Origin of the sequence: Paraburkholderia humisilvae (assembly GCF_902859855.1) — a bacterium.
GTDB lineage: Bacteria > Pseudomonadota > Gammaproteobacteria > Burkholderiales > Burkholderiaceae > Paraburkholderia > Paraburkholderia humisilvae.
Genome location: NZ_CADIKH010000004.1, coordinates 125,798 through 143,057, shown reverse-complemented (window position 1 = coordinate 143,057; position 17,260 = coordinate 125,798). Strand labels below are relative to the sequence as shown.

Below are 17,260 nucleotides of genomic sequence, written 5' to 3'. Positions count from 1 at the left end.
CCGGCAGCGCCATCTAGGACCGGGAGGAGGAGCCGAACGCCTGTCTGTGTTCGTCCGGATATCGACAAAGCGCAATCTCGAACGGCTTGCGAGCCATTACGGCAATACGATCACGAATACGGTCGAGAATCTCATCAATGAAAAGACCGTGAGCATTCTCAACGGCCTGAGTGAGACCGAACAGCACGAGTTCTATAACGAAGAACCGGTTCACAAGCGGCAAAACGCGAAGTGAATCCGACCTGCCGGTCGCGCGGTGCAGACGTGCCATCCAATCGTTCGGCATGCAAAGATTTATCGTGCGTACCGGTATGGGATGCGCGGAAACACACCACATAGGCGCCACGCCTGACACCAGGCCTGCCGCCGCCGATTAACGTTGGCCTTCATTTTTCTTCCTGGAAGATGACGCTTTGCGCGTCTATCATGTGCTAACCCCTTCAGGCACATCGGCTACCCCGCATGATGGAAACACGCAAGGATCCGTTCGAATCGGCAAGCCACAGCGCCTGTCCCGATTGAAGATCCGCTAGTCGATGTCGGCGCCGCGCCCCGCAGTATCCAGGTCCTGACGCGCACCGCCTGAACTCCGTGCAACGCGCTTGACCAGCTGCGGGAGCAACGATGTTCACCGTCAACATCAACGGACAAGACCAGCAAGTCGACGCGACGCCTGAGATGCCGCTGCTGTGGGTACTGCGCGATCTCGTCGGCCTGACCGGCACGAAGTTCGGCTGCGGTATTGCGCAGTGCGGTGCGTGCACCGTGCATCTGGATGGCCGGCCGGCACGCTCGTGCGTGACGCCGATCGCCGCGGTCGGCCAGCGCAAGGTCACGACGATCGAAGCAATCGGCGACACGCCGGCGGGCCGCAAGGTGCAGCAGGCCTGGCTGGATCTCGACGTCGTGCAATGCGGCTATTGCCAGTCCGGTCAGATCATGTCGGCGGCCGCGCTCCTCGCCGCCCATCCAGCGCCGACCGATGCGGACATCGACAGCGCGATGGCGGGCAACATCTGCCGCTGTGGCACGTATGTGCGGATTCGCGCAGCGATCAAACACGCTGCGCAGGGCGCCTGACATGCGCAACGCGCCGCACAGCGTGGAGCGCGCTTTCAGCCGGCGCGATTTTCTGCGCGCCGGATTGACTGTCGGCATCGCGGCAAGCGGCGGTCTGCTGCTGGGCGTGAGTTTCAACGCGCGTAGCGACGGTGGCGCCGCGCCGGCGAGCGTCATTGCTGGCGATGGTTCTTTGCAGGCGCCGCCCGACCAATTCGCACCGAACGCGTTTATCCGCATCGATCCGGACGGGACGGTCGCGCTCGTCGTGTCGAAGGTCGAGATGGGGCAGGGCGTGTACACGGCCATTCCAATGCTGCTTGCGGAAGAGCTCGAAGTGCCGCTTGAGCGCGTGAAGCTCGAACACGCGCCGCCCGATGCGGCGCTCTACGCCGATCCACTGCTCGGCCAGCAGGCGACCGGCGGCTCGTTGTCGATTCGCGCCACGTGGGAGCCGATGCGGCGCGCCGGCGCCGCTGCGCGCATGCTGCTCATCCGTGCGGCGGCGCAGGCGTGGCAGGTCGAGCCGGCTAGTTGCGTCGCACGCAATGCGGTCGTCACGCACACCGCGAGCGGGCGCACGCTCGGTTATGGCGAGCTGGCGTCGCGCGCGGCCGCATTGCCAGTCGACGCCGACCTGATGAAAACGGTCGCGCTGAAAAAGCCGCAGGCGTTCACGCTGATCGGCACGCCGCACAAACGCCTCGATTCGCCGGAAAAAGTGAACGGCGTCGCGCGCTTCGGCATTGACGTGCGCGAGCCCGGCATGCGGGTCGCGATGGTCGTCAATTGCCCGGTGATCGGGGGCACGCTTGCGCACGTCGACGACCGTGTCGCGCTTGCGCAGCCCGGCGTGCGGCAGATCGTGAAGCTCGACACCGCGGTCGCGGTCGTCGCCGACCATACGTGGGCCGCGAAGCGCGGCGCGAGCGCGCTGGTGATCGACTGGCACGAAGGCGCGAATGCAGCCCTGACGAGCGCCATGCTGTTCGACGATCTGCGCCGCGCATCGGAACGTCAGGGCGTCGCCGCGCGCACCGACGGCGACGTCGACGCCGGTTTCAAAAACGCCGCGCAGAAGGTCGATGCGGTCTATCAACAGCCGTTCCTTGCGCACGCAACGATGGAGCCGATGAACTGCACCGTTCACGTCACGGCTGATCAGTGCGAAGTCTGGCTCGGCACGCAGGTGCCGACCCGCATCGTCGATGCGGCGGTGAAGGTCACCGGACTGCCGCCCGAGAAAATCATCGTGCACAACTTCCTGATCGGCGGCGGCTTCGGCCGCCGGCTCGAAGCGGATGTCGCCGCGCAGGCGGTCGCGATCGGCAAGCAGGTGGATGCGCCCGTCAAGGTGATGTGGAGCCGCGAAGAAGACATCCAGCACGATATGTTCCGGCCGTGCTACTACGACCGTCTGTCCGCCGGACTCGATGCGAGCGGCAAACCGGTCGCGTGGACGCACCGGATCGCCGGCTCATCGATCGTCGCGCGCTGGTATCCGGCCTGGTTCAAAAACGGCATCGATCCGGATGTGATCGAAGTGGCGGCGTCGCTTCCTTATGCGATCCACGCACAGCGGATCGACTACGTGCGCCAGGAACCGCGTGGCGTGCCGACCGCATTCTGGCGCGGCGTCGGCCCTACGCGCGGCGCCTTCGTCGTCGAGAGCTTTATCGACGAGCTCGCGCTTCAGGCGAAAGCCGACCCGGTCGAATACCGTCGCGCTCTGCTGGGCCAGACGCCGCGCGCACGCAATGTGCTCGAGGTTGCGGCGCGCGCCGCCGGCTGGGGCACCGCGCTGCCAAAAGGGAAAGGGCGCGGGGTGGCGGTGATGCACGCGTTTGGCAGCTTCTTTTGCATGATCGCCGAGGTCGACGTGAAAGACGGCAACGTGCGCGTCGAGCGGATCGTGTGCGCGGTTGATTGCGGTCACGTCGTGAATCCGAACACGATCGAGGCGCAAATTGAGGGCGGCGCGATCTTCGGCATCACCGCGACGTTGTGGGGCGAGATTACGCTGAAGGACGGCCGCGTCGAACAGACCAACTTCACCGACTATCGCATGATGCGGATCAACGAGGCGCCGCGCATCGAAACGATCATCGTCAGGAGTGGCGAAGATCCCGGTGGGATCGGCGAACCGGGCACGTCGGCGGTCATTCCGGCGCTCACCAATGCGATTTTCGCGGCGACCGGCACGCGCGTGCGCCGGCTGCCGGTCGGCGATCAGTTGCGCGCCGGCCAGACGGCATAAGGAGGGCGGCATGAGGAGAGTCGGACTGAGCTCGCACGCTTGCTGCCCGTGGCCGCGTGACGGGTCCCACCTGCATGCCCGTCGTATTCGCAAACACGCATGGCGCGCCGCCGTGATGCTCGCCGCGCTGACCGGCGGCGTGTCCACCGTTGGCGCAGCCGCGCAGGACGTCGATGCGGCGCTGATCGCACGCGGCGAATATCTCGCGAAGGCCGGCGACTGCATTGCGTGCCACTCGGCGCCGCGCGGCAAGCCGTTTGCCGGCGGCCTGCCGATGACGACCCCGATGGGCCGGATCTATTCGACCAACATCACGCCGGACCCGGACACCGGCATCGGCCGTTACAGCAAGGCGGATTTCGCGCGCGCGGTACGCGCGGGCGTCGCACCGGACGGTCACGCGCTGTATCCCGCGATGCCTTATCCGTCGTATGCGAAGGTCAGCGACGTCGATATGAACGCACTCTACGCGTACTTCATGCATGGCGTGGCACCCGTCAGGCACGCGAACCGGGCGACGGATATTCCGTGGCCGCTCAACATGCGCTGGCCGCTGAAGCTGTGGAACCTCGTCTTTCTCGACAACACGCGCTATCAGGTGCAAACGGACAAGGACGCGCAGTGGAATCGCGGCGCGTATCTCGTGCAGGGCCTCGGTCATTGCGGCGCCTGCCATACGCCGCGCGGCTTCGCCTTTCAGGAACAGGCGCTTGATCAAAGCGGGCGTGCGTTTCTGACCGGTGCGCCACTCGAGAGCTGGTTTGCGTCGAATCTGACCGGCAATCACAACACCGGTCTCGGACGCTGGAGTGAGGACGACCTGAACACGTTCCTGCGCACCGGCGCGAACGCGCATGCGACTGCATTCGGCTCGATGACTGACGTGATCAACGACAGCACGCAAATGCTGAGCGATGCCGATACGCGCGCGATCGCACGCTATATCAAATCGCTGCCGGGCGGGCGCAGCAACGACGGGCCGCCCTTTATGCCGCATCCCGACGGCGAGCGCGTGATGCTGACCGCGCTGCCCGGCAACCCGGGTGCACAAACCTATGCGACGTATTGCATGCATTGCCACGGCGCGGGCGGACTCGGCGCAGCGCCCTGGCTCGCGCCGCTCGCGGGCAACCCGAACGTGCTCGAGCCCGACCCGGTATCGCTGATCAACGTGACGCTGAACGGCGCCGGCCCGCTGATCATCGGCGGCCTGCCCGCGCCGTATCCGATGCCGACGTACCACCCGATACTGACCGATCAGCAGATCGCGGACGTGCTGACCTTCGTGCGCAACCACTGGAACAATCAGGCGCCGTCGGTGAGCGCGCACGCGGTGGCGAAAGTCCGCAACGCGACGCGCGCGCCGTGACGCGTGCTTGCATCAAAACCCTTTGAAGCAAAACTAACGTCAATCCGAATTTCGCCGGGATAGCCTAATGGGTTTGCGCGTACAGTGCCGGCCGGTTGAACGGCACGCGCGTTTCCATGCAAGGAGAATCGCAGATGGACTACGTGAAATTCGGCTCGACCGGGCTCGAGGTGTCGCGGCTCGCGTTGGGATGCATGACCTATGGCGTGCCGGAGCGCGGCACGCACCCGTGGACGCTCGATGAACAGGCGAGCCGCCCGCTGATCCGTCAGGCGGTCGAAGCCGGCATCACCTTCTTCGACACAGCGAATAGCTATTCGGACGGCACGTCGGAAGAAATCGTCGGTCGCGCATTGCGTGAGTTCACGAAACGCGACGACATCGTGATCGCCACCAAGGTGTTTTATCGTCAGCGCCCAGGCGCGAATGGCGCGGGCCTGTCGCGCAAGGCGCTTTTCAACGAGATCGACAACAGCCTGCGCCGCCTCGGCACCGACTACGTCGATCTGTACCAGATTCACCGCTGGGACTACGGCACGCCGATCGAGGAGACGCTCGAAGCGCTGCACGATATCGTGAAGGCGGGCAAGGTGCGCTATATCGGTGCGTCGTCGATGTATGCGTGGCAGTTCGCGAAGGCGATCTATACCGCGCGGCAACATGGTTGGACCGGGTTCATTAGCATGCAGAACCACTTGAATTTGCTGTATCGCGAGGAAGAGCGCGAAATGATGCCGCTCTGTGCGGACGAGCAGATCGCGGTGATTCCATGGAGCCCGCTCGCGCGCGGACGCCTGACGCGCGACTGGCATGAAACGAGTGAGCGTGCGCGGACGGACGCAGCCGGCAAGCGTCTGTACGACGCGGCCGCCGAAGCGGATCGCGTGGTGGTCGAAGCGGTGGCGGCGATCGCGCAGGCGCGCGGCGTGCCGCGCGCGCAAATCGCGCTCGCGTGGGTTGCGCAGAAGCAGGGAGTCACCGCGCCGATCATCGGCGCATCGAAGCCGCATCACCTGACCGATGCGATCGCCGCGCTGTCGCTCACCTTGACACAGGAAGAGATCGCGGCGCTCGAAGCGCCGTACGTGCCGCACCGCGTGGCAGGACCGAACTGATCGGCGCATACCCACGCGCGACCGCGCGATGCATATGAGATGCGCCGCGCGTGTCGCGCGCGCTGTGCCAAAAACTGGCAATGGCCATGCCTGAATGGCTTGCAAATTGCGTCGCCATCATGCATTCAATTCGCAACTCCAGGTTGAAAATCATTCAAGCCACATTGGCCTAGTTTGAAGATTCGCGCGCTCCTACTATTCGTGTCACGCGCTTCGTGCCACTCGACGGCAGCAACCGAAAGCATGAAGCCCTAACCTTCAAAGGAGCGAATCATGTCACAAGCAAATACAAGCAAGGTCTGGTTTATCACGGGCGCGTCGCGCGGTTTTGGCGCGTTGATCGCACGCGACGCGCTGCAACGCGGCGAGCGCGTCGTCGCGACGGCGCGCAACCCGCAAGCGGTGCTGGAGCAACTCGGCGATCACCCGAATCTGCTGGCGGTCAAGCTCGACGTCACCAGCGAAGCCGAAGCAGCACAAGCGGTCGAAGCCGCGGTCGCACGCTTTTCGCGTATCGACGTGCTGCTGAACAACGCAGGCTACGGATTGCTCGGCGCGGTCGAAGAAGCGAGCGACAGTGAAGTCAAAGCGGTGTTCAACACCAACGTGTTCGGTCTGCTGAACGTCACGCGTGCGGTGCTGCCGCACATGCGCAAGCAGCGCAGCGGACACATCATCAATATTTCGTCGATCGGCGGCTATTCCGCGTATCAGGGCTGGGGCGTGTATGGTGCGACGAAGTTCGCGGTCGAAGGCATGACCGAAGCGCTTGCGGCCGAGCTTGCGCCGCTCGGGGTGCGCGCGACGGTGGTCGAACCCGGCTTTTTCCGTACGGACTTCCTGAACGATAATTCGCTGGTGTCGACGAAGCAGCATATTGCCGACTATGCGCAGACGGTTGGCGTCACGCGCGATGTTGCCGCGGGCGCGAATCACGCGCAGCCGGGCGATCCGAACAAGCTCGCGGCGGCCCTGTTGACGCTTGCCGATAGTACGAATCCGCCCGTGCGCCTGCCGTTGGGATCCGACACGGTGGCGAGAATCGGCGCGAAGAACCGCTTCGTCGAAAGCGAGCTTGAAACGTGGCACGCGCTTGCGGTGTCGACGGACTTCGCGTGACACGCCAGCCGGAGTGACGCGGTGCGCATCATTCAATGTCATTTGAATGATGCGCACCGCTTCGTTGCATTGCCGCATTCTGTTTCGTCAGAAGTAAAGGCAATCGCGCGAGCACACAGAGCGCGACAAATTTCCACGCAAACACCGCGCAGAGCAGGAAATAATGGCCGATAAGCTGGCTACAATGCAAGCAGCCGTATTCGCCGTTCGCGTCCACGGCGGAATCACCCTTGACGCGCCCAACCATGGAGACTGACAAATGTCGATTCGTCTAGGAGAAGAAGCGCCCGATTTCACTGCCGAGACCACCGAAGGGACGATCCGGTTTCACGACTGGATAGGCGACAAGTGGGCGATCCTGTTTTCGCATCCGAAGGATTTCACGCCGGTCTGCACGACCGAGCTCGGCTATATGGCCGGCCTCAAATCCGAGTTCGACAAGCGCAACACGAAAATTATCGGCCTGAGTATCGACCCGGTGAGCGACCACCAGAGATGGCTGAAGGATATCGAGGAGACCCAGGGCCATGCGGTCAACTATCCGTTGATCGGCGACTCGGAGCTGACCGTCGCGAAGCTGTACGACATGATTCACCCGAATGCGAGCGGTGGCACGCGTACCGCGGTCGACAACGCGACGGTCCGTTCCGTGTTCCTGATCGGTCCGGACAAGAAGGTGAAAGCGATGCTCGTGTATCCGATGAGCGCGGGCCGCAATTTCGACGAAGTGATGCGTCTGCTCGATTCGCTGCAACTAAACGCGAAGCACACGGTTGCGACACCGGTGAACTGGAAGCCGGGCGACGATGTGATCATTCCGACGTCGGTATCGGATGACGATGCGAACAAGAAGTATCCGCAAGGCTTCAAGACGTTGAAGCCGTATCTGCGTTACGTCGCGCAACCGAAATAAGGCGTTGTGTCGCGTGCTCGCGCGTGAGCGTGCAGCCGGGCGGTCCTGCTTGCCGATGCAATCAGGACCGCGTCGGCGGCACGCGTCGCAAGCGGTGAAAGCGTATTCACTGATTCACTCACTTGCGCACGCTACGCGCGTGCCGTGTCCTTACTTGAAGCTCTGGAAGAAACTGCGCGCGCCAATCACACAGAACGGCGCTGCGAGCGTATGCACGTCCTCAGCGAGCTGCAATGCCGCGCCCGGCGCGTTGCCAAGCTGCGCGGCCTCCTGCGCACGGGCGGCGACGAACCCGGCTTGTAGCGATGCGAACGGACCTGACGGTGCGGCGTTACCCGGATCGACATCGATCACCGTCAGCCTCGACGCCGACACGCCTTGCTGCCGGAAGAACTACTCGGCGATCTGCGTATTGAAGAAATACACAAGGCTATCGGAATGCGCGCCGCACATTTGCAGCGGCACGTTCGGCTTGAAATCGAGCAGGTCGTTGCGCAGCGCGTCCTGACGCAGGCCAGTCGTCAGGGTCTCTTTGGAGACGGCCGCCCGGTCGGTATGCCGGGTAACGGCAGGTTCAGCGACGCGGCAGCCGCGATACCCGCGCTTGTGCTTGCAGATGCGCTGACCGGTGCGTTTGCAGGCGCGGAATCGATCATCTGCGCGCCTGCGGATACTACGCCGAACAACGCGGCGACTGCCGCGCCGCCTCTGATCATTGTATAAAGTCGTTTCATCGATGTTTTCTCGGGTTAGAAACGCATCGCTCATCGCATCCGTACGCGGGCCTCGTTGGCCTGCCACCAGACGATGAACGCGACGAACGCCACTCGCATAACACCGGCGACGCGCGCGGAATTCCGTTAAACCGCAAAGAAGTTGAAGAGGCAACGAACCGCGAGCAGGGCGATAACGTCTGCCCGATCGGACAACAGGGAGACCATCAGCATGGATTCATTCGACGACGACCTCGAGCAATTCGCCGAGGTGGGCGCGCCGCCGCTACCCGCGAGCCAGCGCGAAGGCTATCTCGAACACGACGGTGCGCAGATCTGGTATGCGGCATACGGCGCGCGCGGCGACCGCGCGCCTCGCGTGCCGGTCGTGCTGTTGCATGGCGGCCTTGGTCATAGCGGCAACTGGGGGCATCAGGTGCCGGCGCTGCTGGCCGCGGGTCATGATGTCGTCGCGCTCGACAGCCGTGGACACGGCCGCAGCACACGCGATGCACAACCTTATCGCTATGAACGGATGGCATCGGACGTGCGCGCGGTGCTCGACGCATTGCATGTCGCGCGAGCCGCGCTCGTCGGCTGGAGCGACGGCGCGTGTACCGCGTTGATACTTGCAAGACAGGTGCCTGAGCGTGTCGCCGGCGTGCTCTTTTTTGGCTGCAATATGGACCCGGGCGGCGCAAAACCATTCGAGGCGACACCGGTCATTGAACGTTGCTTTTCGCGGCACGTTAAAGACTACGCGCAACTGTCGGCGACGCCGGAGCAGTTCGATGCGTTCGTTCAAGCGGTGAGCACGATGCAGAAGACCCAACCGGACTGGAGCGCGCGCGAACTCGCGGAGGTTCGCGTGCCGGTGATGATTGTGCAAAGCGAGCACGACGAGTTCATCAAGCGCGAACACGCGGAATATCTGGCGCGCAGCATTCCCGGCGCGCAGTGGCTGTTATTGGACGGTGTCAGTCATTTCGCGCCATGGCAACGGCCTGCGCAATTCAATCGCGCGGTAGAAGCGTTTCTCGCGCAACTCAAGGGCTGACGGCGACATCGTTCAGCAGGTGATCGACGAGAATGCGCGCCGGCATCGGCAGCGTGTCGAAATTGCGCGCGATGATCACCAGTGGCCGCAGCGCCCATGGCTCTTCGAGCTCGATCACGCGAATGCCTGCCGACTCCACATAGGGCAGCACGCTGCCTTCCGGCAGCACTCCCACGCCGAGACCCGCACCGACCATATTGCGCACGCCTTCGAAGCTCGTTACCTCGATGCGCACGCGCAAGCGTCGCCCGACGCGTTCGGCGGCCGCGCGGCACAGCTTCGGAATCGACGTGCCATAGGGCATGCAGACGAAGTCTTCGTCCAGCGTTTCGTCGAACGCAATGTGCGTGCGCTCGGCCAGGCGGTGTGCCTGCGGCACGATCAGCACCAGCTTGTCGAGCCGGTACGGCCGCACCTGCAGGCCGCCCAGCGCGTCCCGCGTGGCCGCGCAAACACCGAGGTCCGCGATGCCGCTGGCGATGGCCTGCACGACCTCGTCACTGGTTTTCTCGACCATATCGATGCGCACTTGCGGATTGGCGCGCAAAAACGAATGCAGCGCGGCGGGCAGGTACAGCACCATCGCCGTGAAGTTCACATGGATGCGCGCATGGCCGCGCAGACCTTGTGAATACTCGGACAGTTCGTCGGAAATCTGCTGCAGGTGCTCGATAAGCCGTTTCGCGTGATGGTAGAGCGCTTCACCGGCGGCCGTGGGCTGCACGCCGCGGCTATGCCGGTAGAGAAGCGGGGTGCCCGCCTCGACTTCGAGATCCGACACGCGTTTGCTGACCGCTGACGCGACCAGATGCATTCTGCCCGACGCCGCCGCGATGCTGCCTTCTTCGATCACCGCGACAAAAATCCGCAACGACTCGATGTCGAAGCGCAGCGGACGGCTCTCGGTCACGCGCATGATTCCCTCTTCGTATACGGGTTTTCCCTCGGGCGAATAGGCCGCGGCAACGGCAACGGTCGCGCGACTCGAATCCCCGCAGGAATCCCCACCGATCCATCACGATTCGCGATGCCTGCTATGAACAATCAGAAATTCTCAGATCGCCCGGTAACCCGCATTCTATAGCGCATACGCCACTGGGCGCGGGCTATGCGGGGCCGGTCAAGGCGGCGCTAGCCATCACGGGCCGCGAAGCCGGAGCCACGCCGAAACGCGATTGCGCACGCCGTATCCCGTGTCTTTTCCTTCGTTCAACTCCGTCACCTCGATGAGCGCAACCCTTTTCTCTCCCCTTCAGCTCGGTTCGCTCGAACTCGCGAACCGGATCGTGATCAGCCCGATGTGCCAGTACAGCGCGATTGATGGCTCGGCGAGCGCATGGCATCGCACGCATATCGGCAATCTGTCGTTGAGCGGCTCGGCCTTGATGCTGCTCGAAGCGACCGCGGTCGAACCCGAAGGCCGCATCACGCCGTTTTGCCTCGGACTCTATTCGGACGACAACGAGCGCGCGCTCGCACGGGTGCTCGACGAAGTGCGCCAGTTCAGCGACATGCCGATCGGCATGCAACTGAATCACGCGGGACGCAAGGCATCGAGCGAACCGCCGTGGCGTGGCGGCACGCTGATCGCGGCGGCGGCGGACGGCGGCTGGCGACCGTGCGCGCCGTCGCCGATCGCGCAGCGCGACGGCGAGGCCGTGCCTGCGGAACTCGACTACGCCGGTTTGCGGCGCATTCGCGAGGCGTTTGCGGCAAGCGCGCGGCGCGCGGCACGCATCGGTCTTTCCGCAATCGAATTACACTTCGCACACGGTTACCTGCTGCATCAGTTTCTGTCGCCGCTTGCGAATCAGCGTAGCGATGAATACGGCGGACCGCTCGAGAACCGGATGCGGTTTCCGCTCGAAGTGTTCGACGCGGTACGCGCCGCGTGGCCCGCGCACAGGCCGCTTGGCGTGCGCGTGTCCGCGACCGACTGGGTCACCGGCGGCTGGGACATCCAGGAGACGATCGAGCTCGCGCAGCGCCTGAAGCAACTCGGCTGCGACTGGATCGACGTATCGACCGGTGGCGTATCGCCATTGCAGAAGATCCCGCTTGGCCCGCATTATCAGGTTCCGTTCGCGAAGGCGGTGCGCGAAGCGACCGGCATGACGACGATCGGCGTGGGCCTCGTCACGCAGCCGGCCGATGCGGACAAGGTGATTCGCAACGGCGACGCGGATCTCATCGCGCTGGCCCGCGCGGTGCTATGGGACCCGCGCTGGGCATGGCACGCGGCTGCGGAGCTCGGTGCGAGCGTCACGGCGCCGCCGCAATACTGGCGAAGCGAGCCGCGTGGCGTGAGCAAGGTGTTCAACGGCGCCTCGTTCGGCCAGCGCTAGCGTACAGTGGCAGTGGCAATGGCGGCATACCGGCGCAAGACCGGTGGACCGTCCCGGTAACAATCACGCGATGAAGTTGCATGGGGTAGGTGTCGACAAGGTCGACACGCGTGCTCCAGCCGAACCGCAACAAGGAGACAGGTAGATGGAACAAGGGCAGGTTGCAGTCGGCGCGCGAGGCCGCTGGTACGACGGACTGACGGCGACGCACTGGCGCGTGCTGCGCGCGAGTTTTCTCGGCTGGATCTTCGACGGCTACGAGGCGCTTGTACTGGTGGTTGTGCTCGGGCCGATGCTGCATTCGTTGCTCACGCCGGCGCAGGCCGCATCGACGACCGTCTATGCCGGGGTCGTGATCGGTATCACGCTGCTCGGTTGGGGCATCGGTGGACTGGTCGGCGGCATCCTCGCTGACTACGTCGGGCGCAAACGGATGATGCTGTGGTCGGTGCTGCTATATGCGCTGTTCTCGGGTTTCACCGCATTGTCCGATACCGTCTGGACCTTATGCGCGCTCCGGTTTCTGACCGGCCTCGCGATGGGCAGCGAATGGAGTACGGGCATAGCGCTGCTATCCGAGACGTGGCCCGAGCAGGCGCGCGCGAAAGGCGCGGGCTTTCTGCAATCGGGCTTCGGCTGGGGCACGCTGATCGCCGCCGTGATCTGGTATGCGATGTCAACGCTGCATCCGCTTGGCGCCGAAACCTGGCGCTTGATGTTCGTGCTCGGCGCAGTCCCCGCGCTGTTTGTGCTGTATATCCGGCGCAGCGTGAACGAATCGGAGAAATGGCAGCGCGCGGTGCGCGAAAAGCGCTGGAATGCAACGTCGTCGGGGCAACCGGCGGCCGGCCGCGCGGCGGCGCAGAACAGCAAGCGGCCGTTCACGCTGGCGCAGCTTTTCACCGAACGTGAAGCGGCACGGCGCACGTTGATCCTGCTTGTGCTGTCGATCGTCACGACCGTCGGCTGGTGGGCGATATCGAGCTGGCTGCCGACGTTTACCGTGGCGATTGCGAAAGCGGAAAGCGTGGCGGATCCGCTGTCGTGGGGTTCGAAAGTGTCGATCTCGTACACGATCGGCGCGATCGTCGCGTATATGGTGGCTGGTTTTATCGTCGATGCGATCGGTCGCAAGATGTTTTTGTCACTGTCGTTCGTCGGCGCACTGCTCACGACGGTCATTACGTACAAGTTCACGTCGAGCGTCGAAGCGATGATGGTGATCGCGCCGATCAACGGCTTCTTTACGCTCGGCTGCGCGTACGTGTGGATGGCAATCTATCCTTGCGAATTGTTTACCAGCACGGTGCGTTCGACCGCGATCAGCTTCGTGTTTAACGCCGCGCGGCTGATAGCATGGGTCTTTCCGATTATCGCTGGCAGCATGATCAAATCGTTCGGCGGCGTGCCGCAAGCGGCCTTGGCGCTCGGCTCCGTGTATGTGCTCGGTATCGTGCTGCCGTGGTTCCTGCCGGAGACGCGTGGGCAGGGGATGCCTGACTGACTTCGTGGGCGGTTTCAAAGCGCGCGGTATCTGGCCGTCTTTAAGCGGTTGGATGCCGCGCGCGCGCGTTTGCGCGATCAGCTAAAACGAATATAAGGAGACAGGATGCGCGACATGCTGATCAAGACTGCGGGATGTCTGCTGATGCTGGCCGTGGCAGCGGCGGCTTACGCTGCACCCGTCGGCGAGCTGCATCGCGTCGCGTTCGATCCGACGGCCAGCCTGCGTGATGCGCAGCATCGCACCGAGCTACGCATTACCGTCTGGTATCCGGCGACTGACGACGCTGTCGAGCGGCCCATCGTGATCGGCCCGCCGCAGAAGCCGCTATTCAACGTAGGCTCGGCCGCGCCTGACGCACCCTTTGCGGCTGGCGCGCGGCGCCCGGTCATTCTGCTGTCGCACGGTTTTGGCGGCAGCGCGCGCGTGATGGGCTGGTTCGGCATTGCGCTCGCGCGCGACGGCGATATCGTCGTCGCCGTCGATCATCCCGGCAACAACGGCGTCGATCCGATGACCGTGCCCGGCGCATTGCTATCGTGGGAACGTGCGGAGGATTTGCGCGTGGCGCTCGATGCGATCGCGCGAGACCCGGTCGTCGGGCGTCACGTCGATCTGTCGCGGCTGGGTCTCGCGGGCTTTTCGGCGGGCGGGTATACGTCGCTGGTCGCGGCGGGCGCGCGTGTTCAACCGACGCGTCTGCTGCAGTTCTGTCATGCGCACCCTGACGATCCGACGTGCCTGCCGCAACCCGAATTCGCGGCCACGCTGCAGGACTACGAGCGCGCGATCGAGCGCCCGGAGATTCGCGCCGCATTCGCCGATGCCGGCAGCGATCATGCGATCGCGCATGTGCGCGCGGTGTTCGTGATGGCGCCGGCGCTTGTGCCCTCGTTGCAGCCCGCGAGCCTGGAGGCGCTGCGCGTGCCTGTGGAGATCGTATTGGGCAATGCGGATACGATTGCGCCGCCGGCGACTAACGGTGTGGTCGCCGCAAAGCTGATACCGCATGCGGTGTTGACGCGCTTTGACGGCGTCACACACGACGACTTCCTTTCCCCGTGCACGGACGCGGGTCGCGCGACGCTACCGGTATGTCAGCAGTCCGCTCACCAGGACGACGTGCATCGGCTGACGATCGACGCGGCGCGCGCATTCTTTGAAGAGCAGCTCGGCGCTGCGCAATAAGCGCGCGTGGGTCGCGCATTGACGGATCGCGCAGCAGTCAGGCGGCGATAGCGCACGCTCGCGCTGCGCCGTTGTCCATCCCCTGAAAAAAATCTTGAACAAGCTGCGATGCGCACTTATATTGGTTGCGTATCGCAACCAATATAAGTGCAGGAGACGCCCGATGGACTACGTTGAACAACCGGCGAAGCCGCGCGAGCGCACCATCCTCGAACTGCGCGAGTTTTCGCGCAAGCTGGTGCGCGAACTGGGTTTTATGCGCTCGACGCTGGCCAATAGCGAGCTTGCGCCGTCCGCCTGTCACGCCATTCTGGAGATCGGTGTCGCACCGGGCCTGCCTGCGCGCGACCTTGCCACTCTGCTGCGGCTCGACAAATCGAATACCAGCCGGCAACTGGCCAAGCTCGAAGCGGCGGGCCTCGTGTACCGGCAAACCGCCAGCGACGATGCGCGTTCGTCGCAACTCTATCTGACCGAAGAAGGGCAGAAGCTGCGCAGAAAGATCGACCGGTTCGCGACGGACCAGGTGTCGAATGCGTTGCGCAGACTCGTGCCGGAGGACCAGCAGGCGCTCGTGCGATCGCTCGCGCTGTATGCGGATGCCCTCGCGCTCGACAACGACGCAGGCAAGACCACGCGTCACGCATCCGAACGGGTCCCGCTCGGTCAGATCGAGACAGGCTACCGGCCCGGCTGCATCGGCGATATCGCGGGCCTGCACGGGCGCTACTATGCGCGCGCATCGGGATTCGGCTCGTTCTTCGAACGACGCGTCGCGACCGAACTGGCCGAATTCGCGGACAAGTTGCCCGCCTGCGGCAAAGAACTGTGGTGTTACGTTGAAGACGACAGGACGCTCGCGTCGATCGCGATCGACGGCGATGAAACCACCGGCCACGCGCATTTGCGCTGGTTTATCGTCGACGATGCATTGCGCGGCACGGGCATCGGCCGCCGACTGCTGACGAACGCGCTGGACTTCGTCGATGCGCGCTTCGAAGAAACCTTCCTGTGGACGTTCAAAGGACTCGACGCGGCGCGGCATCTGTACGAATCCGAGGGCTTTACGCTGACGCACGAAGCCGAAGGCACGCATTGGGGAAGGCCGGTGGTCGAGCAGCGTTTCAATCGACCGTCGCGAGGCGAGCCGCGCGGCTGAGCGCGGCACCATCCTGAATACGTTGCCGCTGTGCGTGTGTGCCGAACGCGCGTTCGCGCGTGCACATTGGAAATCCTGCGTCGCGTGCGGTAATCGGGCCCATCCGTTTCGCCCGAAGATAACAAAACGGTAATCCGCGTGACGGCGGGTGGAAAACTGGCGCGCCTTACTATCGGACCCCATGCGCGGCGCACGGGACCGGCGCACCGCGACGACCCGACAGGTGTCCGGCGCTCGTCACCCGTTGCCGCGCAATCCGTTAAACCGGTCACGCATAGAGGTATCCACCAGCATGTCCACTCGTTCCCGAATCGCAACCGTTGTCGCGACGGCGGTTGCATTGCTCGTGCTGTCCATCGCGGCAGGCTTCGCCTTCATTTACTCCGGCATCTACAACGTCTCGGCGTCTTCAAAGGACAACCCGATCGTTGCGTGGATGCTGCACCGGACTTACGAAGCGTCGCTTCATCGCTACGGCGGCAAGGATGTGGCGCCGGCCGATCTGATGTCGCTGGAGAATATCCGGGCGGGCGCTCGCCTGTACGACTCGACTTGCGCGCTGTGCCACGGCGCGCCCGGCCAGCCGCTAAGCCCGGTCGGCCAGGGCATTCAACCATCCGCGCCGAGCCTGCTCGCGGCAACCCGCCGCAACAATCCGCCGCTGATGTTCTGGGTGATCAAGCACGGCGTGAACATGACGGCGATGCCGGCATTCGGCAAGACGCAATCCGACGACACGATCTGGCAACTGACCGCCTTCCTCTATAAAGGCCGGGGCATCACGAAAGACCAATACGACGCGCTTAAAGTGGCAAACTGAATGAGGCGGGCGCGACGGCATGTTGCGTCGCGCAGCCTGTTCGGAGGCGGCCGGTGACCAGCATCGCGACCGCTGGCGCGTGGGCCTCGCGAGCGAGGCGGCGCACGCGAATCGCGTACGCGCCTCACGCGCCGCCTCAGTGGTGCTGGTAGACCGAACCAGCATCGTTTCCAGACGCGCTCAGCACGACCGGCGCGCGCATGCCCGACGCCGACGATCCCGGCATCATCACGCCGCCCACGGCTGTGGTGGCTGAGTCCTGCTGTGCAGCCACTTTCGTCTCGGCTGCCTGAATGTTCTGCGGATACTCCCTTTGATTGCCGGCCGGCTGATAGCCGGCCTGTTCGACCTGCACGAGATCCGCACGCACCTCGGCTCGCGTGACCGGAGCGGTCGACGTCTGCGCGAAGACGAGCGTGGTGGCGGTGACGGCGCATGCCGCGACGACAGCGTGAATCAGCGATTTCATGACGCGTTCCTTCTGAGTGGTTGAACAACGCGTTCATTGTCGGAAACGCACGTTGACCAGACCCTGACGCCCAGATGACGAACCCGTAATGTCGGGCAGCGACGCGTAGATAACAGAGCGGTAATCAATGCGTCGGTATCGGGTAATGGCGGGCTGCGCACACTGCTAGCCAT

17 protein-coding genes are annotated in these 17,260 nt (G+C 63.9%); 13 read left to right on the top strand and 4 right to left on the bottom strand.

The window, feature by feature from the left end; all coding sequences use genetic code 11:
- Nucleotides 1–46: 46 nt before the first annotated feature.
- From HV796_RS05260 to HV796_RS05225, 7 genes are all read left to right on the top strand, one after another.
- Nucleotides 47–235, top strand: coding sequence for a hypothetical protein (locus HV796_RS05260; RefSeq protein ID WP_246355706.1), 189 nt, complete (start codon nucleotides 47–49; stop codon nucleotides 233–235).
- A 389-nt stretch (nucleotides 236–624) separates the two neighbouring features.
- The gene (locus HV796_RS05255) at nucleotides 625–1,080 is read left to right on the top strand and encodes a (2Fe-2S)-binding protein (protein WP_175225402.1); all 456 of its coding nucleotides are present in this window, start codon (nucleotides 625–627) and stop codon (nucleotides 1,078–1,080) included.
- Between the two features lies 1 nt (nucleotide 1,081).
- Complete coding sequence (locus HV796_RS05250) at nucleotides 1,082–3,316, top strand: xanthine dehydrogenase family protein molybdopterin-binding subunit (RefSeq protein WP_175225401.1); 2,235 nt, start codon at nucleotides 1,082–1,084, stop codon at nucleotides 3,314–3,316.
- A gap of 115 nt (nucleotides 3,317–3,431) precedes the next feature.
- Nucleotides 3,432–4,685: a c-type cytochrome gene (locus tag HV796_RS05245; RefSeq protein ID WP_175225548.1), complete on the top strand. Its 1,254-nt coding sequence runs from the start codon at nucleotides 3,432–3,434 to the stop codon at nucleotides 4,683–4,685.
- Between the two features lie 134 nt (nucleotides 4,686–4,819).
- Nucleotides 4,820–5,800: an aldo/keto reductase gene (locus HV796_RS05240; RefSeq protein WP_175225400.1), complete on the top strand. Its 981-nt coding sequence runs from the start codon at nucleotides 4,820–4,822 to the stop codon at nucleotides 5,798–5,800.
- 273 nt (nucleotides 5,801–6,073) lie between these two features.
- Complete coding sequence (locus tag HV796_RS05235; RefSeq protein WP_175225399.1) at nucleotides 6,074–6,919, top strand: oxidoreductase; 846 nt, start codon at nucleotides 6,074–6,076, stop codon at nucleotides 6,917–6,919.
- Nucleotides 6,920–7,178: 259 nt separating this feature from the next.
- Complete coding sequence (locus tag HV796_RS05225) at nucleotides 7,179–7,832, top strand: peroxiredoxin (RefSeq protein ID WP_175225397.1); 654 nt, start codon at nucleotides 7,179–7,181, stop codon at nucleotides 7,830–7,832.
- Nucleotides 7,833–7,982: 150 nt separating this feature from the next.
- Here HV796_RS05225 and HV796_RS05220 read toward each other — a convergent pair whose 3' ends face one another.
- Together HV796_RS05220 and HV796_RS05215 are read right to left on the bottom strand one after the other, a co-directional pair.
- Entirely contained in the window at nucleotides 7,983–8,207 is a 225-nt protein-coding gene (locus HV796_RS05220; RefSeq protein ID WP_175225396.1) for a hypothetical protein, read from the bottom strand.
- A gap of 18 nt (nucleotides 8,208–8,225) precedes the next feature.
- Entirely contained in the window at nucleotides 8,226–8,600 is a 375-nt protein-coding gene (locus HV796_RS05215) for a hypothetical protein (protein WP_175225395.1), read from the bottom strand.
- Between the two features lie 177 nt (nucleotides 8,601–8,777).
- Between HV796_RS05215 and HV796_RS05210 the strand changes: the two genes are divergently transcribed.
- A complete protein-coding gene (locus HV796_RS05210; protein WP_175225394.1) occupies nucleotides 8,778–9,602 on the top strand; it encodes an alpha/beta fold hydrolase in 825 nt (274 codons plus the stop codon).
- Here HV796_RS05210 and HV796_RS05205 read toward each other — a convergent pair.
- Nucleotides 9,592–10,512, bottom strand: coding sequence for a LysR family transcriptional regulator (locus HV796_RS05205; RefSeq protein ID WP_246355705.1), 921 nt, complete (start codon nucleotides 10,510–10,512; stop codon nucleotides 9,592–9,594). The two genes, HV796_RS05210 and HV796_RS05205, sit on opposite strands and share 11 nt — an antisense overlap.
- Nucleotides 10,513–10,828: 316 nt before the next feature.
- On the opposite strand from HV796_RS05205, the gene HV796_RS05200 reads away from it, so the two are divergent.
- From HV796_RS05200 to HV796_RS05180, 5 genes are all read left to right on the top strand, one after another.
- Nucleotides 10,829–11,947, top strand: a complete 1,119-nt coding sequence (locus HV796_RS05200; RefSeq protein ID WP_175225393.1) for an NADH:flavin oxidoreductase/NADH oxidase — start codon at nucleotides 10,829–10,831, stop codon at nucleotides 11,945–11,947.
- 145 nt (nucleotides 11,948–12,092) lie between these two features.
- Nucleotides 12,093–13,451: an MFS transporter gene (locus HV796_RS05195; protein WP_175225392.1), complete on the top strand. Its 1,359-nt coding sequence runs from the start codon at nucleotides 12,093–12,095 to the stop codon at nucleotides 13,449–13,451.
- Between the two features lie 114 nt (nucleotides 13,452–13,565).
- Complete coding sequence (locus HV796_RS05190; RefSeq protein WP_175225391.1) at nucleotides 13,566–14,639, top strand: alpha/beta hydrolase family protein; 1,074 nt, start codon at nucleotides 13,566–13,568, stop codon at nucleotides 14,637–14,639.
- A gap of 163 nt (nucleotides 14,640–14,802) precedes the next feature.
- Nucleotides 14,803–15,798 carry a helix-turn-helix domain-containing GNAT family N-acetyltransferase gene (locus tag HV796_RS05185; protein WP_175225390.1) on the top strand — a complete coding sequence of 332 codons (996 nt, stop codon included), beginning with the start codon at nucleotides 14,803–14,805 and terminating at the stop codon, nucleotides 15,796–15,798.
- A gap of 292 nt (nucleotides 15,799–16,090) precedes the next feature.
- Nucleotides 16,091–16,618: a c-type cytochrome gene (locus HV796_RS05180; protein ID WP_175225389.1), complete on the top strand. Its 528-nt coding sequence runs from the start codon at nucleotides 16,091–16,093 to the stop codon at nucleotides 16,616–16,618.
- Nucleotides 16,619–16,754: 136 nt separating this feature from the next.
- On the opposite strand, the gene HV796_RS05175 is transcribed toward HV796_RS05180, so the two are convergent.
- Nucleotides 16,755–17,087 carry a DUF4148 domain-containing protein gene (locus HV796_RS05175; RefSeq protein ID WP_175225388.1) on the bottom strand — a complete coding sequence of 111 codons (333 nt, stop codon included), beginning with the start codon at nucleotides 17,085–17,087 and terminating at the stop codon, nucleotides 16,755–16,757.
- Between the last annotated feature and the right edge of the window lie 173 nt (nucleotides 17,088–17,260).